Origin of the sequence: Variovorax restrictus (assembly GCF_051216715.1) — a bacterium.
Classification (GTDB): Bacteria; Pseudomonadota; Gammaproteobacteria; order Burkholderiales; family Burkholderiaceae_C; genus Variovorax.
The window spans coordinates 42,867-67,253 of record NZ_JBPJZH010000004.1; the positions used below are offsets into that span (position 1 = coordinate 42,867).

At 69.4% G+C, this 24,387-nt stretch carries 18 protein-coding genes; 8 read left to right on the top strand and 10 right to left on the bottom strand.

The features are described 5' to 3' along the window. Positions 1-13: 13 nt before the first annotated feature. From ACSFA0_RS21185 to ACSFA0_RS21195, 3 genes are read right to left on the bottom strand one after another with little or no spacing between them, the layout of a single operon-like run. Complete coding sequence (locus ACSFA0_RS21185) at positions 14-2,518, bottom strand: branched-chain amino acid ABC transporter ATP-binding protein/permease (protein WP_435452263.1); 2,505 nt, start codon at positions 2,516-2,518, stop codon at positions 14-16. After that, the gene (locus tag ACSFA0_RS21190) at positions 2,515-3,390 is read right to left on the bottom strand and encodes a branched-chain amino acid ABC transporter permease (protein ID WP_435452264.1); all 876 of its coding nucleotides are present in this window, start codon (positions 3,388-3,390) and stop codon (positions 2,515-2,517) included. The genes ACSFA0_RS21185 and ACSFA0_RS21190 overlap by 4 nt, the downstream gene beginning before the upstream one ends. 9 nt (positions 3,391-3,399) lie before the next feature. Further along, on the bottom strand, positions 3,400-4,596 hold the full coding sequence (locus ACSFA0_RS21195) for an ABC transporter substrate-binding protein (protein WP_435452265.1): 1,197 nt from the start codon (positions 4,594-4,596) through the stop codon (positions 3,400-3,402). A 240-nt stretch (positions 4,597-4,836) separates the two neighbouring features. Between ACSFA0_RS21195 and ACSFA0_RS21200 the strand changes: the two genes are divergently transcribed. From ACSFA0_RS21200 to ACSFA0_RS21210, 3 genes are read left to right on the top strand one after another with little or no spacing between them, the layout of a single operon-like run. Beyond that, on the top strand, positions 4,837-5,268 hold the full coding sequence (locus tag ACSFA0_RS21200; protein ID WP_435452266.1) for a nuclear transport factor 2 family protein: 432 nt from the start codon (positions 4,837-4,839) through the stop codon (positions 5,266-5,268). Positions 5,269-5,278: 10 nt separating this feature from the next. Continuing rightward, positions 5,279-6,202 carry a polysaccharide deacetylase family protein gene (locus ACSFA0_RS21205; protein ID WP_435452267.1) on the top strand — a complete coding sequence of 308 codons (924 nt, stop codon included), beginning with the start codon at positions 5,279-5,281 and terminating at the stop codon, positions 6,200-6,202. Further along, a complete protein-coding gene (locus tag ACSFA0_RS21210; RefSeq protein ID WP_435452268.1) occupies positions 6,199-6,882 on the top strand; it encodes a GntR family transcriptional regulator in 684 nt (227 codons plus the stop codon). The genes ACSFA0_RS21205 and ACSFA0_RS21210 overlap by 4 nt, the downstream gene beginning before the upstream one ends. A 4-nt stretch (positions 6,883-6,886) precedes the next feature. Here ACSFA0_RS21210 and ACSFA0_RS21215 read toward each other — a convergent pair whose 3' ends face one another. From ACSFA0_RS21215 to ACSFA0_RS21230, 4 genes are all read right to left on the bottom strand, one after another. Next, complete coding sequence (locus tag ACSFA0_RS21215) at positions 6,887-7,510, bottom strand: YitT family protein (RefSeq protein ID WP_435452269.1); 624 nt, start codon at positions 7,508-7,510, stop codon at positions 6,887-6,889. A 67-nt stretch (positions 7,511-7,577) separates the two neighbouring features. Further along, on the bottom strand, positions 7,578-9,446 hold the full coding sequence (locus ACSFA0_RS21220; RefSeq protein WP_435452270.1) for a potassium transporter Kup: 1,869 nt from the start codon (positions 9,444-9,446) through the stop codon (positions 7,578-7,580). Between the two features lie 178 nt (positions 9,447-9,624). Further along, positions 9,625-10,920, bottom strand: a complete 1,296-nt coding sequence (gene gshA / locus ACSFA0_RS21225; RefSeq protein ID WP_435452271.1) for a glutamate--cysteine ligase — start codon at positions 10,918-10,920, stop codon at positions 9,625-9,627. A gap of 123 nt (positions 10,921-11,043) precedes the next feature. After that, positions 11,044-12,339, bottom strand: coding sequence for a glutamate-5-semialdehyde dehydrogenase (locus ACSFA0_RS21230; protein WP_435452272.1), 1,296 nt, complete (start codon positions 12,337-12,339; stop codon positions 11,044-11,046). A 97-nt stretch (positions 12,340-12,436) separates the two neighbouring features. Between ACSFA0_RS21230 and ACSFA0_RS21235 the strand changes: the two genes are divergently transcribed. From ACSFA0_RS21235 to ACSFA0_RS21250, 4 genes are all read left to right on the top strand, one after another. Continuing rightward, on the top strand, positions 12,437-14,395 hold the full coding sequence (locus tag ACSFA0_RS21235; protein ID WP_435452273.1) for a galactose oxidase early set domain-containing protein: 1,959 nt from the start codon (positions 12,437-12,439) through the stop codon (positions 14,393-14,395). A 192-nt stretch (positions 14,396-14,587) separates the two neighbouring features. Further along, on the top strand, positions 14,588-16,561 hold the full coding sequence (locus ACSFA0_RS21240) for a galactose oxidase early set domain-containing protein (protein ID WP_435452274.1): 1,974 nt from the start codon (positions 14,588-14,590) through the stop codon (positions 16,559-16,561). 4 nt (positions 16,562-16,565) lie between these two features. Then, the gene (locus tag ACSFA0_RS21245; RefSeq protein ID WP_435452275.1) at positions 16,566-17,036 is read left to right on the top strand and encodes a hypothetical protein; all 471 of its coding nucleotides are present in this window, start codon (positions 16,566-16,568) and stop codon (positions 17,034-17,036) included. Next, positions 17,033-17,644 carry an SCO family protein gene (locus tag ACSFA0_RS21250; protein WP_435452276.1) on the top strand — a complete coding sequence of 204 codons (612 nt, stop codon included), beginning with the start codon at positions 17,033-17,035 and terminating at the stop codon, positions 17,642-17,644. The genes ACSFA0_RS21245 and ACSFA0_RS21250 overlap by 4 nt, the downstream gene beginning before the upstream one ends. Positions 17,645-17,657: 13 nt before the next feature. On the opposite strand, the gene holA is transcribed toward ACSFA0_RS21250, so the two are convergent. From holA to leuS, 3 genes are all read right to left on the bottom strand, one after another. Next, positions 17,658-18,719 (bottom strand): DNA polymerase III subunit delta, encoded by a 1,062-nt coding sequence (gene holA / locus ACSFA0_RS21255; RefSeq protein ID WP_435452277.1) that lies wholly within the window; start codon positions 18,717-18,719, stop codon positions 17,658-17,660. 170 nt (positions 18,720-18,889) lie between these two features. Next, positions 18,890-19,402 carry an LPS-assembly lipoprotein LptE gene (locus tag ACSFA0_RS21260; protein WP_435452278.1) on the bottom strand — a complete coding sequence of 171 codons (513 nt, stop codon included), beginning with the start codon at positions 19,400-19,402 and terminating at the stop codon, positions 18,890-18,892. Between the two features lie 11 nt (positions 19,403-19,413). Next, a complete protein-coding gene (leuS, locus tag ACSFA0_RS21265; protein ID WP_435452279.1) occupies positions 19,414-22,059 on the bottom strand; it encodes a leucine--tRNA ligase in 2,646 nt (881 codons plus the stop codon). 234 nt (positions 22,060-22,293) lie between these two features. Here leuS and glgX point away from each other — a divergent pair, with 234 nt between their 5' ends. Then, positions 22,294-24,363 (top strand): glycogen debranching protein GlgX, encoded by a 2,070-nt coding sequence (gene glgX, locus ACSFA0_RS21270; RefSeq protein WP_435452280.1) that lies wholly within the window; start codon positions 22,294-22,296, stop codon positions 24,361-24,363. Positions 24,364-24,387: the final 24 nt, after the last annotated feature.

A 24,387-nucleotide genomic window follows, 5' to 3' on the forward strand; every position in this document is an offset into this window, starting at 1 on the left:
GCGCCGGAACGATTCAGGCCGCGCCGAGGTAGGCGCGCGCCAGTGCGCCGTCCGCAGCGATCTCGGCCGCGCTGCCCTGCGCCACGATGCGCCCGCCCTCGATCACGTACGCGCGGTCGCACAGCGCCAGCGCGAGCGCGGCCATCTGGTCGACCAGCACGACTGTGAGACCTTCGCTGCGCAACGCGTCGAGCGCCTCGAACAGCTCGGCGATCACCTTGGGCGCGAGGCCCAGCGACGGCTCGTCGAGCAGCAGCACCCGCGGCTTCGACATCAGGCCGCGGGCGATGGCGAGCATCTGCTGCTCCCCGCCCGAGAGCAGCCCCGCGCGCTGGTGCAGCCGCTCGCGCAGCCGCGGAAAGCGCTGCAGCATCGATTCGAGCCGCGCGTCGACGTCGCGGCTGTCGAGAAAGGCGCCGAGCCGGATGTTGTCGCGCACGCTCAGCTCCGGGAACACCTGCCGCCCCTCGGGCACCAGCACCAGGCCGCGCGCGACGATCTGCTCGGCCGGCAGGCCGGTGAGTTCGGTGCCTTCGAGGTGGATGCCGCCCTTCACCGGCCGGTGCAGGCCGGCGAGCGAGCGCATCAGCGTCGACTTGCCCGCGCCGTTGGCGCCCAGCAGCGCGACCAGTTCGCCTCGCTTCACGCGCAGGTCGATGCCGTGCAGCACCGGGCTCGCGCCGTAGCCGGTGACGAGCGCGCCGACGCCCAGTACTTCGGGGGCATCGGCGGGCACGGCGTGGCGCGCGGCCTTGGCATCCCCCGGCACCATCGCCTCGCCGAGGTAGGCCTTGCGCACCGCCGGGTCGGCCTGGATCGCGGCGACATCGCCGACCGCCAGGCGCTGGCCGGCATCGAGCACCACGATGTGCTGCGAGATGCCCATCACCAGTTCCATGTCGTGCTCGACCAGCAGCACGCCGATGCCGGCCGCGGCGATGCGCTGCAGCAGCGCGGCGAGCTGCGCCTTGTCTTCGCGCGACAGGCCGGCCGCGGGTTCGTCCAGCAGCAGCGCCTGCGGTGACGTGGCCAGCGCGCGGGCGATCTCGACCAGGCGGCGGTCGACGTGCGCCAGGTCGGCCGCGGGCGTGTCGGCCGCACCGGTGTAGCCGCAGAAGGCCAGCAGCTGGCGCGCCTGCGCGCGGGCCGACTCGGCGCGAAAGCGCTGCGCGCCGAGCAGCGGCCCGAGCGTGCCGCGGCCCAGGGCGAGCGCCACGTTGTCCTCGACGCTGAGGCTGCCAAAGAGCTGCGAGGTCTGGTACGTGCGCGCCACGCCGGCCCGCGCGATGCGGAAGGCACGCAACCCCTGCAGCGGCGTCGTGCCGAGCCGGAACCCGCCGCCCGTGGGCCGGTAGAAGCCGCTCAGCATGTTGAGCGCCGTGGTCTTGCCGGCACCGTTGGGGCCGATCAGGCTGGTGATGCCGCCAGCGCGCGTCTCGAAGGCGAGATCGCTCACCGCGCGCACGCCACCGAACTGCATCGTCAGCCCGTCGGCCGCCAGGGGCGCGCCGAGCGCACGCGACGGCAGCGCGACGGGCGCGTTCGACAAGGCCGTCGGCATCGACGCCTTCGCCGGCATGAGTCGCCCCATCACGCGGCGCCACAGCCCCGCGGCGCCGTCCGGTGCGGCCCACAGCACGACCAGCAACAGCAGCCCGAAGAACAGCAGCCGGTATTCCTCCAGGCTCGCCAGCGCCTCGGGCAGCAGCCCGACGATCAGCGCACCGACCAGCGGCCCGCCGATGGAACCGGCGCCGCCGATCATCACGACCAGCACGAAGAGGATCGACTGCCCGAAACCGAAGGTGTGCGGCGTGACGAAGCCCGACAGCGGCGCGAACAAGCCGCCCGCCGCGCCCGCGCACAGGGCCGACACGGCGAAGGCCACCGTCTTGACGCGCAGCGGGTCGAGGCCGATCGATTCGGCCGCGGTCTCGCTGTCGCGCACCGCGCGCATCGCCGCACCCCAGCCGCCGCGCGACAGCAGCGCGAAGGCCGCGAGCGCCACGCCTGCCGTGACGACGGCCAGCATCGCCGCCGCCCGCTCGCCCTGCGCGAACCCGCCGAGCACCGGGCCGGCGATGCCCATGATGCCGTTCTGCCCGCCGGTGAGGTCGCGCGCCTCGACGATCGCGTGCTCGACGATGAAGCCGAAGGCGATGGTGATCATCGCGAGGTACGGCCCGCGTGCCCGCAACGCCGGCAGCGCCAGCAGCGCACCCATGGCGCCGGCCAGCAGCGCACCGACCGGCCACGCCGCCCAGAAGCTCCAGCCGGCCTTGCCGGTGAGGATGGCGACCGCGTACGCGCCGATCGCATAGAAGCCAACGTGGCCGAAGGACACCTGCCCCGTCAGCCCCACCAGCACGTTGAGGCCGATGCCGACGATCGCGAACAGCGCGACGTTGGCCAGCACGAAGACGTAGTAGCCGTTTACCGTGGCCGCGAGCGCGACGCCCGCGGCCATCAGCGCGACGAGCCCGATCAGCGCGGGCCAGCGCATGCCTGCAGCGCTCATACCTTCTTCACCGCGGCGCGGCCGAACAGGCCCTGCGGCCGCATCGCGAGCACCACGATCACCAGCGCGAAGGTGAGGATCTGCGTGTAGCCGGAGCCGAGCGTCGAGGTGATCAGCGCCTCGGCCAGGCCGAAGAGCAGCCCGGCGATCATCACGCCCCAGGCGCTGGTGATGCCGCCGAGGATCGCGACCGCGAAGGCCTTGAGCCCGAACAGCGTGCCCATGTCGGCCTGCACGTTGTAGAGCGGCGCGATGAGCACGCCCGCCACGCCGGCGAACACCGCCGACAGCGCGAAGGCCACCGCCACCGCGCGCCGGATCGGGATGCCCATCAGCCGTGCGGCCGCCGGGTTCTGCACCACCGCCAGCATGCCGATGCCCCAGCGCGTGCGCCGCGCGATGACATGCAGGGCAGCCGCCAGCGCCAGGCCGACGACGGGGATGATCAGCTGCAGCGGGTACACGCCCAGGCCGATGTCACCCAGTTGCAGCGGCGTGACCGCCAGCGGCGACGGCAGGCTGCGCGGCTCCTTGCCGAAGGTGAACATCACGAGGTTGTCGACCACGATGCCGAGCGCGACCGTGGCCATGAGCCAGGCGTCGGAGCCGCGGCTCGCAAAGGGCCGCACCGCCGCGAACTCGACCAGCAGCCCGTACACGCCGCACAGCGCCAGCGCCAGCACGATGGCCAGCGGCATCGGCCAGCCCAGCGTCTGCGCGAACCAGAAAGTGAACACCGCCCCCAGCATCATCGCGCTGCCCTGCGCGAAGTTGACGGTGCCCGACACGGCGAAGGTGACGTAGAAGCCCAGGGCGATCAGCCCGTACATGCTCCCGAGCCCCAACCCGCTGATCCACGCAGACAGCAACATGCGCGCCCTTTACTTCGCCGCGACCATGCCCACGGGCAGGATGCGGTTGTCGATGAACTGCGCCCACACGTAGTCGTTGGCGGTCACGGCGTCGTGCACGGTCGGCGAGAAGGGCTTGTCGTAGGTCTTGATGAGGCCGTCGTACTTGCCGATCTTGTAGAAGCCCTGACGCACCGCATCGCCGTCGGTCGAACCGGCCGCCGCGATGGCGAGCGCGGCGAGCTGCATGCCGTCGTAGGCGTTGGCGACGCCCACGGCGGGCGTGATGTCGTCCGGGCCCTTGATGGCCGGGTACTTGGCCTTCAGCGCGGCGATCACCTTCTCACCCACCGGCGACTGCTTGCCGAAGAAGCTGTAGGTCTGCACGAAATGCACGCTCTTGGCCGAGGGGCCGGCCAGTTCGGTGAAGCGGCCACCGGCCGGGCCCCAATGCGAGACGATCGGCACCTGCCAGCCCATGCGGTCGAGCGACTTCACCACCTGCGCCGACGGGCCGACGTTGCCGACCATGAAGAGCGTGTCGGCGCCGGCCGCCTTCAGGCGCGTGAGCTGCGGCACGATGTCGACGTCGCTGCCTTCGAACTTCTCGACGCCCACGGCCTTGAGGCCCTTGGCGGCGAGCGCGGCCTGCAGGCCCTTCTCGTTCGATTCGCCCCACGGGTTGTTCACCAGGATCATCCCGAACTTGGCGGTCTTGAAGTTCTTCTGCGCGTAGTCGAGCATGCCGACGTTGACGATCTCGTCGACCGCCGACACACGGAAGGCGTAGTTGGGGTTGGCGCCGTTCTTGGTGATCGGCGTGCCTGCGGCCCACGGGCCCATGAAAGGCGTCTTCTCCTGGTTGGCGATCGGCACGATGGCCATGGACACCGGCGTGTCGAGCCCGCCGAACAGCACTGCGACCTTCTCCTTGAAGATCAGTTCGCGCGCTGCGACCACGCCCTTGGCGGGGTTGGCCTCGTCGTCGCGGCGCACCAGTTCGAGCTTGCGCCCGCCCAGCAGTCCGCCCTTGGCGTTGATCTCGTCGATGGCCACGGTGAGGCCGCGCGTGATGGCTTCGCCGGCCAGCGCCGACTGGCCCGACAGAGCCGTCACCAGACCGATCTTGATGGGCTCGGCGGCGAGCGCAGCGCCCGAGGTGAGGCAGACGGCCGCCGCGGCGAGGCAAAGCGTGCGGCGGGTGAAGCGCGAGGTGAAGCGGGTCATGGAGGCTCCTGAAATAACCAGTGGATGGGACTGACGTGGCATGACGCACCCAAGTCGGTGCATCGACAGCGCGCCGACTCGGCGTTGAAGGAGCGGATGCAAAGCGCGTGCCAAGTTGACAATCTGTTCAAAGAATTGTCGACAATCGAAAGCGCATCGAGTCGACAATCGGCACGGGACTTGCTGCATCGATGCACACTGAACGGCCATGCACCACGTTGGCCCCTGATGGAGAAAACAATGAACACCACCCTCCCGGCCGACGCTTCGGCCATCACCGACCCCGCCGCCGTGGTCGACGAATTCCTGCGTCTGGTCATGATTCCGGACCCAGCCTCGGCGTCGCGCTACACCGCACCGGACATCCGCATCCGCTTCACCGGCAATCGCCCGATGACGCAGCCCGGCGACACCTCGGCCTTCAATGCCAAGCGCTACGCCTGGGTGAAGAAGAAGATCGAGCGCACCGAGGTGGTGGCCGGCGGCACGCCGGAGGCGACGGTGGTCTACAGCCTCGGCACGCTCTACGGCGCCTGGCCCGACGGCGAGGCCTTCGAGGGCAACCGCTACGTCGACCGCTACGTGGTGCGCCACGGCCTGATCACGCAGATGGACGTGTGGAACGACAGCGCCGAATGGCTGATGGTCCGCGCCGGGCTGGCCACGCTGTGAGAATCGCCGCATGACGACCCGCTGGCCCGACCGGCTCCCCGCGCACGACCGCTTCGACTACCGCCCCATCACCCTGCGCCCTGAATACCTGTGGCCCAACGGCGCGCGGCTGGCGGTGTACCTGGGCTTCAACATCGAGCACTTCGCCTTCGGCGATGGCCTGGGCGCGAACATCGGCCCCGCCTCGCCGCAGCCCGACGTGCTCAACCACGGCTGGCGCGAGTACGGCAACCGCGTGGGCGCCTGGCGCTGCCTCGAACTGTTCGACGCGCTGGGGCTGCCGACGGGTGCACTGATCAACACCGCCCTGTACGACCATTGCCCGGAACTGGTGCAGGCCTGCGTGGCGCGTGGCGACGAACTCATCGGCCACGGCCACAGCAACGCCGAGCGCCAGGGCGTGCTCGACGAAGCACACGAACGCGCCCTGCTGGTGCGCTGCCGCGAACGCATGCAGCGCGAGAGCGGCCAGACCCCGGCGGGCTGGCTGTCGCCCTGGATCTCCGAGACGCACCTGACCCCCGACCTGCTGGCCGAGACCGGCTACGGCTATACGCTCAACTGGTGCCACGACGACCAGCCGGTGCGCATGCGCACGCGCGGCGGTGGCGCGCTGTGGTCGGTGCCGTATCCGCAGGAGCTCAACGACATCCCGATGATCGTCGGCCGCCTGATGGACGCGAAGGACTTCACCGCGATGGTGATCGACAACTTCGACGAGATGCGCGAGCAGTCGCGCGCGCAGCCGCTGGTGATGGGGCTTGCGCTGCACCCGTACATCGTCGGCCAGCCGTACCGGCTGCGGCATCTGCGCACGGCGCTGCAGCACCTGGCGCGCGCGCGTGACCGCGGCGAGGTGTGGTTCACCACGCCGGGCGCGATCGCCGCGCACATGCGGCAACTGGCGGCGGAGCGTCCGGACGACTTCGCATGACAGCCGACGCGAAAGAGGACGACATCGAAGAGCGCATCTACCGCTCGGTCTTCGAGGGTGTGGCCGACCAGCGACTGGCGCCCGGAACCAAGCTGCCCGAGGCTGCGCTGTGCGAGCTCTTCGGCGTGAGCCGCGCGCTCGTGCGCAAGGTGCTGCAGCGCCTCGCGCATGACCACATCGTCGAACTGCGTCCGAACCGCGGCGCCATCGTCGCCATGCCCTCGCCCGAAGAAACGCGGCAGATCTTCGAGGCCCGGCGTGCGCTGGAGGCGGCGCTGGTGCGCATGGCGGTGCGCAACGCGAAGAAGGCCGACATCGCCGAGCTGCGCCGGCACCTCAAGGAAGAGCATGGCGCGATGCACCGCCTCGCCCAGCCCGAGTGGGCGCGGCTGGCGAGCAGCTTTCACCTGCGCGTGGCGCGGCTGGCGCGCAACCCGATCCTCGAGCGCTACCTGACGGAGCTGATGTCGCGCTGCTCGCTGATCGTCGCGTTGTACGAGCCGCCCGGCAATGCGTCCTGCGAGCACGACGAGCATGCCGACCTGGTCGACGCCATCGCGCGTGGCGACGCCGACACCGCGGTGCGGCTCATGGAAGCGCACCTGCTGGTGCTCGAGCGCAACATCGCGCTCGACCGCCCCGCGTCGGAACGCAGCCTGGGTCAGATGCTCGGCCTGTAAGTCGCTACATCGCCATGTAGCGACCGGGCTTGTGGTTGACCGCGAGAAACACGCTCATCACCACGGCCGCGAGCACCGAGTACAGCACCCGGGTCGGCTCGATGACAAGAAAGGCGAGCGCGACGATGCTGCAGTCGATGGCCATCTGCACCTTGCCGGCGCGCCAGCCGTGCTTCTCCTGCATGTAAAGCGACACGATGGTGGCGCCGCCCAGGCTGCCGCGGTGCCGCGCCAGGAAGAGGCAGCCCGCGCCCAGCAGCAACCCGCCGAGCACCGCCGCATAGGCCGGATGCAAGCGGTCGATGGCGAAGAGCGCGGGCGACCATTCCGTCATGGCCGACAGCATCGAGATCGCGATGAAGGTCTTGACCGTGAACTCCCGCCCCATGCGCATCCACGCGAAACCGTAGAAAGGCAGGTTGATCAGGAAGAACAGCTTGCCGAAGCTGATGCCGGTGACGTAGTGCAGCAGGAAGGCCAGCCCCGCCGCGCCGCCGGTCAGCAACCCGACCTGGTTGAACAGGATGAGCGCCAGCGACACGAACAGCGTGCCGGCGAAGATCGCCTGGGCGTCCTCGAAGTGGCTGTGGCGCAGGGAGGGCATGGCGGCGGTGGCGGGGTGGTGCATGGCGAGGCGTCGAGGGCGGGTGACCGCCCAGGCTCAAGCACGAAGCTTGCCGTCGCCGTCCGCCACCTCAGATTTCGATCTTGGACCCCAGCTCCACCACCGCGTTGTTCGGCAGGTTGAGGAAGTTCGCCGCGCCGCTCGCGTTGTGGTGCATCTGCGCGAAGAGCTTCTCGCGCCACGGCGCCATGCCGCTGCCGAGCGTCGGGATGACGACGTCGCGCGACAGGAAGTAGCTGGTCGTCATCGGCTCGAGCTGACAGCCGCGCAACCGCGCGTTGTCGAGCGCGCGCGGCAGGTCGATGTCGTTCTTGAAGCCGTAGTGAACCATCACTTGCCAGCAATGGCGGCCGAGCGATTCCACCTCGATGCGCTTGTCCATCGGGATCCAGGGCACCTCGTGATTGCGCACGGTGACGAACAGGTTCTGCTCGTGCAGCACCTTGTTGTGCTTGAGGTTGTGCAAGAGCGCATTGGGCGTGACGCCCGGCTCGGCCGTGAGGAACACCGCCGTGCCGTCGACCCGTGCCGGCGGGCTCACGAAGACGGCGTCGAGAAAGCTGCGCAGGTCGATCGCGTCGGTGCGCTGCGTCTCGCCCATCAGGCGCCGCCCTTCCTTCCAAGTGATCATCAGCGTGAAGACGAACAGCCCGATCATCACGGTGAACCAGCCACCCTGCGGCAGCTTGAGCATGTTGGACGCGAAGAAGGCGAAGTCGATGACGAAGAAGACGGCGGTGGCGCCAATGCACAGCAAGAGCGGCAGCTTCCAGGCGAAGCGGATCACGAAGAAGGTCAGCACCGTCGTGATGAGCATGTCGGTGGTCACGGCGATGCCGTAGGCCGCGGCCAGGTTGCTCGAATTGCGGAACATCACGACCGCCAGCACGATCGTGACGAACAGGCTCCAGTTGACGAACGGGATGTAGATCTGGCCGGCCGAGCGCACGCTGGTGTGCTCGATGCGCACGCGCGGCAGGTAGCCCAACTGGATGACTTGGCGCGTCACGCTGAAGGCGCCGGTGAGCATGGCCTGCGACGCGATCACGGTGGCGGCCGTGGCCATCAGCACCAGAGGGATGAGCGCCCACTCGGGCGCCATCATGAAGAAGGGGTTCTTCACCGCCGCCGGGTTGCCCAGCAGCAGCGCGCCCTGGCCGAAGTAGTTGAGCACCAGGCAGGGCATCACCACCGAAAACCAGGCCAGGCGGATCGGCCGCTTGCCGAAGTGCCCCATGTCCGCATAGAGCGCCTCGGCGCCGGTCACGCACAGCACGACGGCACCCAACACGATGAAACTGGTGCCGGGGTAGTCCCAGATGAAGCGCACCATGTAATGCGGGCTCACGGCCGCCAGGATTTCGGGGTGCGTGACGATCTGCGAGATGCCCAGTACCGCCAGCACCAGGAACCACGCCAGCGTGATCGGCCCGAAGAACTTGCCGATGCCCGCCGTGCCGCGCTTCTGCACCGCGAACAGGCAGAACAGCACGACCAATGTGATGGGAATGACGTACGACTTGAAGTGCGGCGACACCACCTCCAGGCCCTCGACCGCCGACAGCACCGAAATCGCCGGCGTGATGACACCGTCGCCGTAGAACAGCGCTGTACCGAAGATGCCGATGGACAGCAGCACGTTGCGCAGCTTCGGGCGGTCGACCACGGCGCGTGAGGCGAGCGCCAGCATCGCGACCAGCCCGCCCTCGCCTTCGTTGTCGGCCCGCAGGACCAGCACGACGTACTTGAGGGAGACGATGACGGTCATCGTCCAGAAGATCATCGAGAGCATGCCGTACACGTTCTCGACCGTGAACGGCACATGGCCGTGCCCGAAGATTTCTTTGATGGCGTAGAGAACGCTGGTGCCGATGTCGCCGTAGACGATACCGATGGCACCGAGCACGAGCGCGGCAGAAGACGTTTTAGGAGCGGACACGAGGTCGAATGGAAAAGGCAAAGCGGCGTGATGGACACGCCCTCATGGCGCAACGGCGCGCGTCGGGGCCGCCGTTCAACTCCGCCCTGGGATTTCCGTGGCTGTGGGGACCGCTATTCTGCCGTCGTCGCAAGTCACCGCAAGGCCCCGGAGATGTGCTACGAGCGGGCGCCGCGGCTTACTCGTAGACCTCGGCGTCCGGGTCGGTCGCCTCGAGCTCGTAGCTCGCAGCCACCATGGCTAGGCGGCCGATCACGCCGTACATGTAGAAGCGGTTCGGCGCGCTGGCACCGGGCTTGGCGCCGGGTTGCGGCAGGTGCGCACTGTCGGAAAAAGCCAACGGAACGAAGCTCGCGCCTGGCGACTTGAGGCTTTCGTCGACGCCGCGGCCCGCATGCACCCGGTAGAAGCCGCCCACCACGTAGCGGTCCATCATGTAGACCACGGGCTCGGCCACGCCGTCGTGCACGCGCTCGTTGGTCAGCACGCCCTCCTGGACGATCAGGTCCATCAGCGCCGGGGCACTGCCCTTGGTGCTGGTCTGGCTGTGGGCCTGGGCGCTCAGGGCCGCGACCTCGCGCGCGTCGCGCACCGTCATCACGCTGGTGCCGCCGGGGCCACTGTCGGCCTTCACCACCACGAAGGGCTTCTCGTTGATGCCGTATTCCTTGTACTTGCGGCGCACCTTCGTGAGCATCGCGTCGACATGGCTGGTGATCACATCCACGCCGACACCTTCGCCGAGGTTGACGCCCTGGGCCAGGCTCGACATCGGGTTGATCAGCCACGGGTCGATGCCCAGCAGCTTGCCGAAGCGCTTCGAAATCTCTTCGTAACTACGAAAGTGGTTGCTCTTGCGGCGCACCGACCAGCCCGCGTGCACCGGTGGCAGCAGGTACTGCTCGTGCAGGTCTTCGACGATGCCGGGCGTGCCCGCCGACAGGTCGTTGTTCATGAGGATGGTGCAGGGGTCGAAGTTCTTGATGCCCAGACGACGCTTGGTGCGCACCACCGGCTCGAGCGTCACGGTGTCGCCATTGGGCAGCTCGATCTTCTTGGGCGACTTGATCGCCGGGTCGATCGAGCCGACCCGCACGTTCAACCCGGCCATGTGGAAGATGCGCACCAGTTGCGCGATGTTCGCCAGGTAGAAGGTGTTGCGCGAATGGTTCTCCGGGATGACGAGCAGGTTGCGCGCCTCGGGGCAGATCTTCTCGATGGCCGCCTGCGCCGCCTGCACGGCCAGCGGCAGCATCTGCTGCGTCAGGTTGTTCCAGCCGCCGGGGAAGAGGTTGGTGTCGACCGGCGCCAGCTTGAAGCCCGCGTTGCGGATGTCGACCGAGCTGTAGAACGGCGGCGTGTGCTCCATCCATTCGAGCCGGAACCAGCGTTCGATCGCCGGGGTGGAATCCAGGACACGCTGTTCGAGTTCGTTGATCGGGCCGGTCAGGGCGGTGACGAGATGCGGGACCATGCGGGCGGCCTTCTGGTGCGGATGTCTGCAGAAAGGTCTGCAGAAAGGTGGGTTGCGATTGTAGGATTTGGGGCCACCCGCCCCGATGACAAGCCGAAAACAGTGCGTTTCCGGCTCGGCACCTCAAGTCCGGATCTCGCCCTGCCCCAGGACCACGTATTTGAGCGACGTGAGGCCTTCGATCCCCACCGGCCCTCGCGCATGGAACTTGTCGGTGCTGATGCCGATTTCCGCCCCCAACCCGAACTCGAAGCCGTCTGCGAAGCGCGTGCTCGCATTCACCATGACGCTGGCCGAATCGACCTCGCGCAGGAAGCGCTGCGCATTGATGTGGTCCCGCGTGATGATCGCGTCGGTGTGGTGGCTCGAGTAGCGGTTGATGTGCGCGATGGCCTCGTCCACGCCATCGACCACCTTGATGCTGATCACCGCCGCCAAGTATTCCTCCGACCAGTCCGACTCGACCGCGTCGACGATGGTCCCCGTCTCGCCGTGCAGTGCGCCCTCGGCCCGCAGGATGCGCGCGGCCGCCGGGTCGCAGCGCATCTCGACGCCCTTGGCCGCGAAGACCGCGCCGATCTCGGGCAGAAAGAGTTCGGCCACCGAGGCGGCCACCAGCAGGCCTTCGGCCGCGTTGCAGGGGCTGTACTTCTGGGTCTTGGCGTTGTCGACCACCTTCAGCGCCATGTCCAGCGGCGCGCTGTCGTCGACGTAAACATGGCAGTTGCCGTCGAGGTGTTTGATGACCGGCACCTTGGCGTCGCGGCTGATGCGCTCGATCAGGCCCTTGCCGCCGCGCGGGATGACCACGTCGACGAACTGCGGCATGGCGATGAGCTGGCCCACCGCCTCGCGGTCGGTGGTCTGCACCAGCTGCACCGCATCGACCGGCAGGCCGGCCTCGGCCAGCGAGGCCGACACCAGCGCGGCCAGCGCCTTGTTCGACTCGATGGCTTCCGAGCCGCCACGCAGGATGGCCGCGTTGCCGCTCTTGATCGCCAGGCTCGCCGCCTCGATGGTCACATTGGGCCGGCTCTCGTAGATCATGCCGAAGACGCCGATCGGCACCCGCATCTGCCCCACGCGGATGCCGCTGGGCTGCTGCTTCATGCCGCTGATCTCGCCGATCACATCGGGCATGCCAGCGAGCTGCTCGCAGCCGAGCGCCACCGTCTCGATGACCTTCGGCGTGAGCTTGAGGCGGTCGACCATCGGCGCCGACAAGCCGGCGGCCGTGGCGCGTTCGATGTCGCGCGCATTGGCCGGTGCCAGGTCGGCGGCGCTTTCGCGCAGGCGGCGGGCCAGCGCCTTCAAGGCCTTGTTCTTTGTGGCGGCATCCGCCTTGGCCATCAGGGCCGACGCGGCCTTGGCCTGCAGCCCGAGGGTCTGCACGTATTCCGAAAGATTGAGCGCATTCATCCACGCATTTTGCCGCTGTCGGGTTCGACCGGGGTTGCCAAGGCCCATTGGCTTGGCTAGCCTGCGCCTCGTCACACATTAATGCAAAAGAATACATATGAAGCCGTTTCAACCACGGGCGCTGGCGCTGGCCTGCGCGACGCTTTCCCTGGTGGCCGCTTGCGGCGGTGGTGGGGGCGGTGGCGGTGAACCGGGCAGCACGGCGCCCGGCGGAAGCACCGGCACCGAGGTGATTGCGCCTGCACCCGCTCCATCGCCCGCGCCGTCTCCTGAACCGGTGCCCGCGCCTGCCCCGGCGCCTGCGCCTGCGCCCCAGGCCGCCACACTCCTCAGCCCCAGCGCGCCCAGCAAGCTCACCAGTACGCGCGTGAGCTTCGACTGGACCGCCAGCGACGCCGACGGTTATCGCCTCACGGTCGAGCGGCCCGGTGCCGTGGCGCCCCTCTTCGAGGGCACGACCGCCGACACGCATCTCGTGGTCGCCGGACTGCCGGTCGACGGCGGCGAGCTGATCGCCCGCCTGCAGACCCGCCACGGCGACGCCTGGCTCCCTGCGGTCGACTATCGCTTCACGGCGGCCGGCTACACGGCGGCCCAATCGACCGCCGCAACCCGCCCCTGGACGGACCCGATCGCGCTACCACTGGTGCCCGTCTCTGCGGCCAACCTGCCCGACGGCAAGTTGCTGCTGTGGTCGGCGCAGGGCACCACCTACTTCGGCGCCAACGGCAGCGCGGGTACCCGCACCACCATCTTCGATCCGGCGAGCGGCACTGCCACACCCACCACGACGACCAATCACGGCCAGGAGATGTTCTGCGAAGGACTCAGCATGCTGGCCGACGGCGGCATCCTGGTCAGTGGCGGCAGCGACGCTGGCAAGACCTCGCGCTTCGATCCGAAGACCAGCACCTGGTCGCTGGCGGGCACGCTGAACATTCCGCGGGCCTACAACGCCAGCGCCACGATGTCGGACGGCAGCGTGTTCACCGTCGGCGGCTCCTGGAACGGCGGCTACGGCGGCAAGTTCGGCGAGGTGTGGTCGCCCACGACGCAGGCCTGGCGCACGCTGTCGGCGGTGCCGGCCGACATGCCCACCGCGGCCAACGCCGCCAACCCGCCGCTCAACGCACCGGACAACTGGGGCGTCTACCGCGGCGACACCCACATGTGGTTGTTCGGCGCGGCCGACGGCTGGATCTTCCATGCCGGGCCGAGCGCGGCCATGCACTGGATCGATACCCGCGGTGCCGGTGCCATCGTGCAGGCCGGGCCACGCGGCGACGACCCGTACGCCATGACTGCCAGCGCCGTGATGTACGACGCCGGCAAGATCCTGAAGCTCGGCGGCGCCCCCCAACATGACATCGGCGACGCCTTCAATACCGCCTATGTGATCGACATCAGCGCCGGCCCACCGAAGACGCCCACGGTGCGCAAGGTGGCGCCCATGGCCTACGGCCGCACCTTCGTCAACAGCGTGGCGCTGCCCAACGGCGAAGTCGTCGTGATCGGCGGGCAGACGCAACCGGCAGCCTTCTCCGATGCCTACGGCGTGCTGGCGCCCGAGCTGTGGAGCCCCGTCACCGAGAGCTTCGTCACGCTGCCGCCGATGCAGACGGGCCGCAACTACCACAGCATTGCGCTGCTGCTGCCCGATGGCCGCGTGCTCGCGGGGGGCGGCGGGCTGTGCAACTGCGCCGCTGACCACCCCGACGTGGAGATCCTGACGCCGCCCTACCTGCTCGCGCCGGATGGCGCACCGGCGGCGCGCCCGACGATCAAATCGGCACCGAGCGCCGCCACCTGGGGCGCGCAGATCGCCGTCAGCACCGACCGCGCCATCGGGCAGTTCGCGCTGGTGCGCATGGCCTCGGCGACGCACTCGGTCAACACCGACCAGCGGCGCATTCCCGTGAGCTTCACCGGCAGCGCCGGCCAGTACACGCTGGCCATCCCCACCGACCGCGGGGCACTGCTGACAGGCAACTACATGCTCTTCGCGCTGGACGCGCAGGGCGTGCCGAGCGTGGCGCGGACGGTCAACATCCGTTGACCTGACGGCAACATCCGCCTCGGCCACCAGGGCCGAGGCCGCCGTGGCCGCCAGCGCAGAAGGTCTAGAAATTTTCCGGGCATTCAGCGCATTCATTCACGCTTTCGCCACGGCAGAGGTCGCCCGGGATTGCCACCGCCCCCTGGCATGACTAGTCTGCGCCCTGTCACACATTAAGCCGAAAGAATACATATGAACCCGTTTCAACCACGGGCGCTGGCGCTGGCCTGCGCGACGCTTTTCCTCTTGGCCGCCTGCGGCGGCGGTGGCGGTGGCGGGGAATCCGGCGGCACGGCGGCTGGCGGGAGCACCGGCACCGAGGTGCTTCCGCCCGCACCGGCGCCTTCGCCAGCACCCGCGCCGGTTCCGTCTCCCGCCCCTGCCCCCGCCCCCGCCCCTGCGCCAGCGCCGGCCCCCGCACCCCAGGCCGCCACACTCCTCAGCCCCAGCGCGCCCAGCAAGCTAACCAGTACGCGCGTGAGCTTCGACTGGACCGCCAGCGACGCCGACGCCTACCGCCTCACGGTGGAACGGCCCGGTACCGCGGCGCCGTTGTTCGACAGCACGACCTCCGGCACGCAACTCGCCGTCAGCGGACTGCCGGTCGACGGCGGCGAGCTGATCGCCCGCCTGCAGACCCGCTACGGCGACACCTGGCTCCCCGCGGTGGACTACCGCTTCACGGCCGCGGGTTACACCGCCGCCCAGTCGACCGCCGCGACCCGTCCCTGGACGGACCCGATCACGCTGCCGTTGATCCCCGTGTCGGCGGCCAATCTGCCCGACGGCAAGTTGCTGCTGTGGTCGGCGCAGGGCACCACCTACTTCGGCGGCAACAGTGGCATGGCGACCTACACCACCATCTTCGATCCCGCGAGCGGTACCGCCGCGCCCATGATGAAGACCAACACGGGCCAGGAGATGTTCTGCGAGGGACTCAGCATGCTGGCCGACGGCGGCATCCTGGTCAGCGGCGGCAGCGACGCCGGCAAGACCTCGCGCTTCGATCCGCTCAAAGGCACCTGGTCGGCCGCAGGCACGCTGAACATCCCGCGGGCCTACAACGCCAGCGCCACGATGTCGGACGGCAGCGTGTTCACCGTCGGCGGCTCCTGGAACGGCGGCTACGGCGGCAAGTTCGGCGAGGTGTGGTCGCCCACGACGCAGGCCTGGCGCACGCTGTCGGCGGTGCCGGCCGACATGCCCACCACGGCCAACGCCGCCAACCCGCCGCTCAACGGGCCGGACGCGTCCGGCATCTACCGCGCCGACAACCACATGTGGCTGTTCGGTGCGGCCGACGGCTGGGTCTTCCACGCCGGGCCGAGCGCAGCCATGCATTGGATCGACACCCGTGGTGCCGGCGCCATCGTGCAGGCAGGGCCGCGCGGCGACGACCCCTACGCGATCACCGCCGGGGCCGTGATGTACGACGCCGGCAAGATCCTCAAGCTCGGCGGTGGGTCCAACCACGACGTCGGACCGGCCTTGAAGGGCGCCTATGTCATCGACATCAGCGCCGGCCCTCCCAAGACGCCCACGGTGCGCAAGGTGGCACCCATGGCCTACGGCCGCACCTTCGCCAACAGCGTGGCGCTGCCCAACGGCGAAGTCGTCGTGATCGGCGGCCAAACAGAGCCGGCGGGCTTCTCCGATGCCTACGGCGTGATGGCGCCCGAGCTGTGGAGCCCCGTCACCGAGAGCTTCGTCGCGCTGCCACCGATGCAGAAGGCCCGCAACTACCACAGCATCGCGCTGCTGCTGCCCGATGGCCGCGTGCTCGCGGGCGGCGGCGGGCTGTGCAATTGCGCCGGCGATCACGCCGACGTGGAGATCCTGACGCCGCCCTACCTGCTCGCGCCCGATGGCGCACCGGCGGCGCGCCCGACGATCAAATCGGCACCGAGCGCCGCCACCTGGGGCGCGCAGATCGCCGTCAGCACCGACCGCGCCATCGGGCAGTTCGCGCTGGTGCGCATGGCCTCGGCGACGCACTCGGTCAACACCGACCAGCGGCGCATTCCCGTGAGCTTCACCGGCAGCGCCGGCCAGTACACGCTGGCCATCCCCACCGACCGCGGGGCACTGCTGACAGGCAACTACATGCTCTTCGCGCTGGACGCGCAGGGCGTGCCGAGCGTGGCGCGGACGGTCAACATCCGCTGAGGCCGTGGGATCGCTGCCCAGGGCCGGCGCATGGCGGCGCCGGCCGGCGCTTCTGCTGGCGGCGGCGCTGGTCGCCGTGATCGCCTACGGCGTCGCGTCCCACCGCCCGGGCGCGCGTGTCGACCTGGGCGCGCGGCTCTTCGACGGCCGCGAGGCGCTCGACGCCACGCTGGCCGACCATGCCGTCGCCCTGCCCTCGGGCAGCGTGCGCTGCAGCCAGTGCCACGTCGGTCCTGCCGGCAACGCAGCGGGTGAGACGCCGAAGCTCGGCCCGCCACTGAACCGCGCCTTGCGCGACGCGCTGCCGCGCCGCGGCGGCCCGCCTGCAGCCTACGAGCTCGCCACCTTCTGCCGCACCCTGCGCACCGGCATCGACCCGTCCCACGTGGTGCTCCCGCGCAGCATGCCGCGCTTCGCGATCGACGACGTGCGCTGCGAAGCGCTCTGGACCTACCTCACACAGGCACCCGCATGAATCCGACATCCGTCCCTGTCGACACGCTCGCCCGCCGACGCTTCCTGCAAGCCGGCCTTGCCACGCTCGGCGCTGCGGCGATGGCCGCCCGTGCCGACGACATCGGCCGCGTACGCCCACCCCTCGCCGCGCCGGCATTGCGCCTGGTGGGGCACGACGCACGCCCCACCACCCTGGCGAACGCCTTGCGCCAGCGCATCACCGTCGTCCAATTGATGTTCACGGGCTGCAGCGCGATCTGCCCGCTGCAGGGGATGCAGTTCGCATCGCTGCAGGCCGCGCTGGCGTCGCGCGGCATGGCCGACGTGCAACTGCTCTCCTTGAGCATCGACCCGCTCGGCGACGACCCGAAGGCGCTGAGCACCTGGCTGCGGCGCTTCGGCGCCGGGCCGACGTGGCGTGCCGCGGCGCCGGTGCCGGCCGATCTCGACGCGCTGCTGGGGCTGCTGGGCCGCAACGGCCTGCCGACGACCGCATCGACCGGCGACCGCCACTCCGGTCAGCTGGGCCTGTTCGACCCCGAGGCACGCCTGGTCTGGCGCACTGCCGACCTGCCGCCGGTGAACGAGGTGATGGACGCGCTGCGATGGCTGCGCGGCCCGGGCTGACGGGCCTGCGCTTTCAACCGCGCGCGGGCGCCATGCAGGCGCGGCACAGCATCAGCGCCAGCCGCTGCAGCGCCTGCCAGCCGCTGGCCGGCCAGTCGGGCTGCTTCAGGCCCTTGACGATGCCGTCGACGGTGTGGGCCGCCTTCAGCAGGCGCGCCAGCGCGCGGTCGTCGAGCCGTGGCAGCACGCGCTCGAAGGCCTGCTCCCTGGCACCCCAGATGCGGTTTTCGCGCAGCGCCATCGGCAGCGGCCGCCCGGCGTTCATCGCGTCGCGCACGCGCTTGAGCGCCCGGATGTCCTCGGCCAGCGTGTAGTGCACCAGCACCTCGGCCTCGCCCTCGGCGCGCAGGCCATCGAGCATGCGCGCCACGCGCACCGGGTTGCCGGCCAGCGCCGCGTCGGACAGCTTGAAGACGTCGTAGCGGGCCACGTTGTTGACGGCGGCCTCGACCTGTTCCCAGCCAAGCTCGCCGGCCGGGTGCAGCAGCGCGAGCTTCTGGATTTCCTGGTGCGCCGCGAGCAGGTTGCCTTCGACGCGGTCGGCGAAGAACTGCAGCGTGCGCTGGCCCTCCTCGCCCCCCTTCACGCGCTGACCCTGAAGCGCCAGGCGCTGCGCGATCCACTGCGGCAGCGCGGCGCGCTCGACCGGGTCGACCTGCAGGCTGACGCCGTTGTTCTCGAGCGCGGTGAACCATGCGCCGGTACGGGTGGCGCGGTCCAGGCGCGGCAGGATCACGAGCGTCAACGTGCTGTCGTTGCCGGCAGCGCCTTCGGCGATGCGCTGCAGCGCCGCGCTGCCGTCCTTGCCCGGCTTGCCCGACGGGATGCGGATCTCGACGATCTGCTTGTCTGCGAAGAGGCTCAGCGATCCGCCGGCCGCGAGCACGGCGCTCCAGTCGAAATGCGCGCCGGCCACGGTGTACGAACTGCGCTCGGTGTAGCCCTGCGCGCGCGCGGCGGCGCGGATGGCATCGGCGGCCTCCTGGGCCAGCAGCGGCTCGTCGCCATGGAGGGTGTAGAGCGCGCGCAACCCCTTGCCGAGATGCGCCGACAACTGGGCGGCCGCGAGCTGCATGGGCGCGCTCAGAAGCTGTGAATGAATTGGCCGCGTCCGAGCGGCGTGCCCGGGCGGCGCCCAACGAAGCGCAAAGCGCAGCCATAGCTCGGGCTATGGCGAGCATTTGCAACGACGAGGGGCGTCGTCAGGGCGCGTCGAGCGGGCGTGGATGATTCGTTCACAGCTTCTCAGAGTTCCTTGACCGCCGCCATGCGACGCAGCAGCTGCTGCGCCACGTCGTTCTGCATGTCGCGGTAGAGCAGTTCGGCTTCGCCTTCCTTGGCGAGCGCGTTGGTCTCGCTGTAGGTCAGGTCGCGCTTCTGCGAGAGGTCTGCCAACAGCAGTTCCTTGCCGGCCTGCGTGCGCAGGCGGAAGCGCACCGTCAGGCGCAGCTCCAGCTCGCGCACCTCGCCGGCGGCATTGGTCGACAGCACGACGCGCTCGCGGTTCTCGCCGAGGATGTCGAGCACCGCTTCGGCTTCGGCGGCGCGCTCCGGCGGCATCAACTCGACCGTGCCGGCGGCCGCGATGTTGCGGCGCAGGTAGACGGTGAAGGCCGAGCGGCCCGGCAGCGACAGGCTCTTGAAGGCGAAGACCGGGGCCTTGCGCAGTTCGAAGCCGCAGCCAGCGAGGCCGGCCAGGCCGCCAAGCGCAGCGCCTGTGGCGAGGAAACGGCGGCGGGAAGCAGTTGTGTTGTTCATTCGTTGAGCGTTCACAGCACCACGTTGACGAGCCGGCCTGGCACCACGATCACGCGCTTGGGCGCGGCGCCCTGCGCATGCAGCGCGAAGTCGTCGCTCGCCAGTGCGAGCGCCTCGATCTCGTCCTTCGACGCGCCGGCCGGCACCACCACCTTGCCGCGCAGCTTGCCGTTGACCTGCAGCATGAGTTCGATCTCGTCCTGCACCAGGGCCTCGGTGTCGACCGCCGGCCAGGGCGCGTCGAGCAGTTCGCCGAAGGACTCGACATAACCCAGCTGCGACCAGAGCTGCTGCGCGATGTGCGGCGTGGCCGGGTACAGCACGCGCAGCAGGATGCCGAAGCCTTCGCGCAGCGCGGCGGCATCGCCGGGGGCACCGGTGGGTTTGAAGCCCTCCAGCGCGTTGAGCAGCTTCATCGCGCCCGACACCACCGTGTTGTATTGCATGCGCTGGTAGTCGTAGTCGACCTGGCGCAGCACGGTGTGCACCTCGCGGCGCAGCGCCTTGGCGTCCTTGCCGAACTCGGTAGCGGCACCGGCCTTCGGCGCGGCCTGCAGCGCAACGCCGAAGTTCCACACGCGGCGCAGGAAGCGCGAGCTGCCCTCGACCGCGGCGTCGTTCCACTCCAGCGTGGCTTCGGGCGGCGCGGTGAACATGGTGTACAGGCGCGCGGTGTCGGCGCCGTACTTCTCGATCAGGTCCTGCGGGTCGACGCCGTTGCGCTCGCTCTTGCCCATCTTGCCGACACCGCCGTACTCGACCGACGAGCCGTCGGCCAGCGTGCCGCCCGTGATGCGGCCCTGCGCGTCGAGCACCGGCGTGACTTCGAGCGGCGGGAAGTAGTCCTTGCCGCCCGACGGCCCGCGCCGGTAGTAGATGTGATTGAGCACCATGCCCTGCGTCAGCAGCTTGGCGAAGGGCTCGTCGACCGTCACCAGCCCCAGGTCGCGCATGACCTTGGTCCAGAAGCGCGCGTAGAGCAGGTGAAGAATCGCGTGCTCGATGCCGCCGATGTACTGGTCCATCGGCATCCAGTACTTCGCGCCCTCGCCGACCATGGCCTGGTCGTTCTTGGGATCGCAGTAGCGCATGAAGTACCAGGACGAATCGACGAAGGTGTCCATCGTGTCCGTCTCGCGGCGCGCGGGCTGGCCGCAGACCGGGCAGACGACGCCGGCATGGAAGCCTTCGTGCTTGATCAGCGGGTTGCCCGAGCCGTCGGGCACGCAGTCGGTCGGCAGCACGACCGGCAGATCCTTCTCCGGGACCGGCACCGCGCCGTGCGCGTCGCAATGGATGATCGGGATCGGCGTGCCCCAGTAACGCTGGCGGCTCACGCCCCAATCTCGCAGGCGCCAGGTGGTCTTGAGTTCGCCCAGGCCCTTCTGCGCGAGCGCGTGCGCCACGGCGGCCACGGCCTCCTTGAAGGACATGCCGCTGAAGTTGTCGGAATTGATGGTCACGCCGCGCGTCTTGTCGGCGTACCAGTCCTGCCAGCGGTGGTAGTCGAAGTGCGGCTCACCATCAACCAACACCACCTGGACGATCTCGATGCCGTACTTGTTGGCGAAAGCGAAGTCGCGCTCGTCGTGCGCCGGCACGCCCATCACGGCGCCGTCGCCGTAGCTCATCAGCACGTAGTTGCCGACCCAGACCGGCACGGGCTCGTCGGTGATCGGGTGGGTCACCGTCAGGCCGGTCGGCACGCCCTTCTTCTCCTGCGTGGCGAGTTCGGCTTCGGTCGTGCCGCCGGCCTTCGCTTCGGCGATGAAGGCCGCGACCTTCGGGTCGGTCTTGGCCGCGTGCAGCGCCAGCGGATGTTCCGGCGCCACGGCGCAGAAGGTCACGCCCATGATGGTGTCGGCGCGCGTCGTGAAGACGTACAGGCGGCCGTCCTGGATGGCCTCGCCGTCATCGCCGCGGATGTCGTGCGTGAAGGCGAAGCGCACGCCTTCGCTCTTGCCGATCCAGTTCTCCTGCATCAGCTTGACGCGCTCGGGCCAGCCCGGCAGCTTGTGCTGGGTGTGCTCGAGCAGTTCGGGCGCGTAGTCGCTGATCTTCAGGTAGTAGCCCGGGATTTCGCGGCGCTCGACCGTGGCGCCGGTGCGCCAGCCCTTGCCGTCGATCACCTGCTCGTTGGCCAGCACGGTCATGTCGACCGGGTCCCAGTTGACGACCTGGGTCTTGCGGTAGGCAATGCCCTTCTCGAGCATCTTCAGGAACAGCCACTGGTTCCACTTGTAGTAGGCCGGGTCGCAGGTCGCGACCTCGCGGCTCCAGTCGATCGCCAGGCCCATGGCCTGGAGCTGGCCGCGCATGTAGTCGATGTTCTCGTAGGTCCACTTGGCGGGAGGAACGCCGTTCTTCAGCGCAGCGTTCTCGGCCGGCAGGCCGAAGGCGTCCCAGCCCATGGGCATGAGCACGTTGTAGCCCGACATGCGCAGGTAGCGCGTGAGCATGTCGTTGATGGTGTAGTTGCGCACATGGCCCATGTGCAGCTTGCCGCTGGGGTAAGGCAGCATCGAGCAAGCGTAGTACTTCTTCTTGGGATGGCCCCGCGCGTCGAGCGCGTTTTCGATGACACGATAGGCGTCGGACGCGGTCCAGTGGGCCTGGGCGGCGGACTCGACGTCGGCGGGTTGGTAGCTGGGGTTCATGAGGCTTTGGCAACGGCCCGGCGCTCGGTCGGCCGGGGGAACGCGGATTATCGCGGCTGCGGCGGATGGGGGCTTGGGGCTGGATTCGCATGCACAATGAAAACGTCTGCTGGGAGACGGATGAAGCGATACGTTGTCAGTGTTCTGTTGGCGGTGCCGGGGTCGATCGGCCCGTACCGTCTGCCGGGCGACCCCACCAAAGCGATCGCCGCTTGACCTGAGCAACGACAACACATGCTGACCCCCGGCCTCCCCTTTCCCCTCGGCGCAACGCCCGACCGCTACGGCATCAGCTTCGCCCTCGCGGCCCCGCACGCCAGCCGCGTCGAGCTTTGCCTGTTCGACACGCATGGCCACAGCGAGCAGCAGCGCCTGCCGCTGCCCGCCTGCACCGACGGCGTGTGGCACGGCCGCTTTCCCGGCGCTGTCGCCGGCCTGGTCTACGGCTACCGCGTGCACGGCCCCTGGGCGCCGCACGAGGGGCAGCGCTTCAACCCGGCCAAGGTGCTGCTCGACCCCTACGCCCGCGAGATCGTCGGCCGCTACGACGGCAGCGACCTGTTCCTCGGCCATCGGCCGGGCGATCCGTCGCAGCGGGACACGCGGGACAACGCGGCAGTCGCGCTCAAGGCCCGCGTCAAGGCCGACCTGGGCGCATCGACTGCGACGCGCCCGCGGGTAGCGGCGTCCGAGCGCGTGATCTACGAACTGCACGTGCGAGGCCAGACGCGGCGGCACCCGGGCGTGCCGCCAGAACTGCAAGGCACCTACGCCGGCCTGGCCGAGCCCGCTGTGCTCGATCACCTGCAGCAGCTCGGCGTGACCACCCTGAGCCTGATGCCGGTGCAGCACCGGGCCGACGAGGAGCGGCTGCTCAAGATGGGGCTCAGCAACTACTGGGGCTACACCACCATCGGCTGGTTCGCGCCCGAGGCGCGCTACTGGAGCGGCCGGCCCGGCACCACGCCCGCCAGCGAGTTCCGCGCGATGGCCGACGCCATCCATGCGCGCGGCATGGAGCTGGTGATCGACGTGGTCTACAACCACAGCGCCGAAACCGACGAGCTCGGCCCCACGCTGTCGATGCGCGGCATCGACAACACGCTCTACTACCACCTGCGCCCGGACGACCGCACGCGCTACGAGAACTGGACCGGCTGCGGCAACTGCCTGAACTTCGCCGAGCCGCGCGTGGTGCAGCTCGCCACCGACAGCCTGCGCCACTGGGTGACGGAACTCGGCGTAGACGGCTTCCGCTTCGACCTGGCGACCGTGCTGGCGCGCCGCGCCGGTGGCGCGTTCGATCCGCGCGCGCCCTTCCTGGCCGCCGTCGCGCAAGACCCGGTGCTGTCGCGCGCGCTGCTCATCGCCGAGCCCTGGGACATCGGCCCCGGCGGTTACCGCGTCGGCGAATTTCCCCCTGGCTGGCTCGAATGGAACGACCGCTTTCGCGACACCCAGCGCAGCGTCTGGCTGCGCCACGGCGCCGGGCTGGGCGACTTCGCACACCGCTTCACCGCGTCGAGCGGTCAGTTCCGGCACAGCGGCCGAGCGCCCACGGCCAGTGTCAACTTCGTCACCGCCCACGACGGCTTCACGCTGCGCGACCTGGTCAGCTACAACCAGCGGCACAACCTCGCCAACGGCGAAGGCAACCGCGATGGCAGCGGCAACAACCTCAGCCGCAACTTCGGCGTGGAAGGCGAGACCGACGACCCCGCCGTGCTGGCACTGCGCGCCCGCATGCAGCGCGCGCTGCTCGCCGCCTTGCTGCTGTCACAGGGCACGCCGATGCTGCTGGCCGGCGACGAGATCGGCCACACCCAGCAGGGCAACAACAACGCCTACTGCCAGGACAATGCGACGACCTGGCTCGACTGGGACCAGGCCGACGCCGGGCTGCAACGCTACGTCGCACGCCTGCTGGCCCTGCGCCGCGAAGCCGCCCCGCTGCGCATCGGGCACTGGTGGCCGGCAGATACCCACCATGCACACGGCGGCCTGCGGTGGCTGCGGCCCGAAGGCGAAGACATGGCACCGGCGAACTGGGAGCGGGACGACCGTGCGGCGCTGATGGTGCTGTTCGACGCGCCGCCGAACGAGGTGGCATGGCTCGTGCTGGTCCACGCCGGCACCGACGCCGTCGACTTCGCGCTGCCGCCCGGCCCCTGGAAGCGCCGGCTGGCAAGCGACGACGACGGCGCGCCGGAACGGCCGATGGCGGCGACCGAACGACTGCAACCGGGGTCGCTGTGGCTCGCGCAACGGGTGCGCGGCGACGATCGCGGTGCTACGCTGACCTGAAGACCACGACAACGGAGAGACAAG

Excerpts from the sequence above, each read along its gene's own strand:
- ACSFA0_RS21260 (WP_435452278.1), bottom strand. The coding sequence starts at position 19,402 with ATGAACAACACAACTGCTTCCCGCCGCCGTTTCCTCGCCACAGGCGCT.
- ACSFA0_RS21205 (WP_435452267.1), top strand. The coding sequence starts at position 5,279 with ATGACGACCCGCTGGCCCGACCGGCTCCCCGCGCACGACCGCTTCGAC.
- ACSFA0_RS21190 (WP_435452264.1), bottom strand. The coding sequence starts at position 3,390 with ATGTTGCTGTCTGCGTGGATCAGCGGGTTGGGGCTCGGGAGCATGTAC.
- ACSFA0_RS21195 (WP_435452265.1), bottom strand. The coding sequence starts at position 4,596 with ATGACCCGCTTCACCTCGCGCTTCACCCGCCGCACGCTTTGCCTCGCC.
- ACSFA0_RS21250 (WP_435452276.1), top strand. The coding sequence starts at position 17,033 with ATGAATCCGACATCCGTCCCTGTCGACACGCTCGCCCGCCGACGCTTC.
- glgX (WP_435452280.1), top strand. The coding sequence starts at position 22,294 with ATGCTGACCCCCGGCCTCCCCTTTCCCCTCGGCGCAACGCCCGACCGC.
- leuS (WP_435452279.1), bottom strand. The coding sequence starts at position 22,059 with ATGAACCCCAGCTACCAACCCGCCGACGTCGAGTCCGCCGCCCAGGCC.
- ACSFA0_RS21235 (WP_435452273.1), top strand. The coding sequence starts at position 12,437 with ATGAAGCCGTTTCAACCACGGGCGCTGGCGCTGGCCTGCGCGACGCTT.
- ACSFA0_RS21240 (WP_435452274.1), top strand. The coding sequence starts at position 14,588 with ATGAACCCGTTTCAACCACGGGCGCTGGCGCTGGCCTGCGCGACGCTT.
- holA (WP_435452277.1), bottom strand. The coding sequence starts at position 18,719 with ATGCAGCTCGCGGCCGCCCAGTTGTCGGCGCATCTCGGCAAGGGGTTG.
- gshA (WP_435452271.1), bottom strand. The coding sequence starts at position 10,920 with ATGGTCCCGCATCTCGTCACCGCCCTGACCGGCCCGATCAACGAACTC.
- ACSFA0_RS21185 (WP_435452263.1), bottom strand. The coding sequence starts at position 2,518 with ATGAGCGCTGCAGGCATGCGCTGGCCCGCGCTGATCGGGCTCGTCGCG.
- ACSFA0_RS21200 (WP_435452266.1), top strand. The coding sequence starts at position 4,837 with ATGAACACCACCCTCCCGGCCGACGCTTCGGCCATCACCGACCCCGCC.
- ACSFA0_RS21210 (WP_435452268.1), top strand. The coding sequence starts at position 6,199 with ATGACAGCCGACGCGAAAGAGGACGACATCGAAGAGCGCATCTACCGC.
- ACSFA0_RS21215 (WP_435452269.1), bottom strand. The coding sequence starts at position 7,510 with ATGCACCACCCCGCCACCGCCGCCATGCCCTCCCTGCGCCACAGCCAC.
- ACSFA0_RS21230 (WP_435452272.1), bottom strand. The coding sequence starts at position 12,339 with ATGAATGCGCTCAATCTTTCGGAATACGTGCAGACCCTCGGGCTGCAG.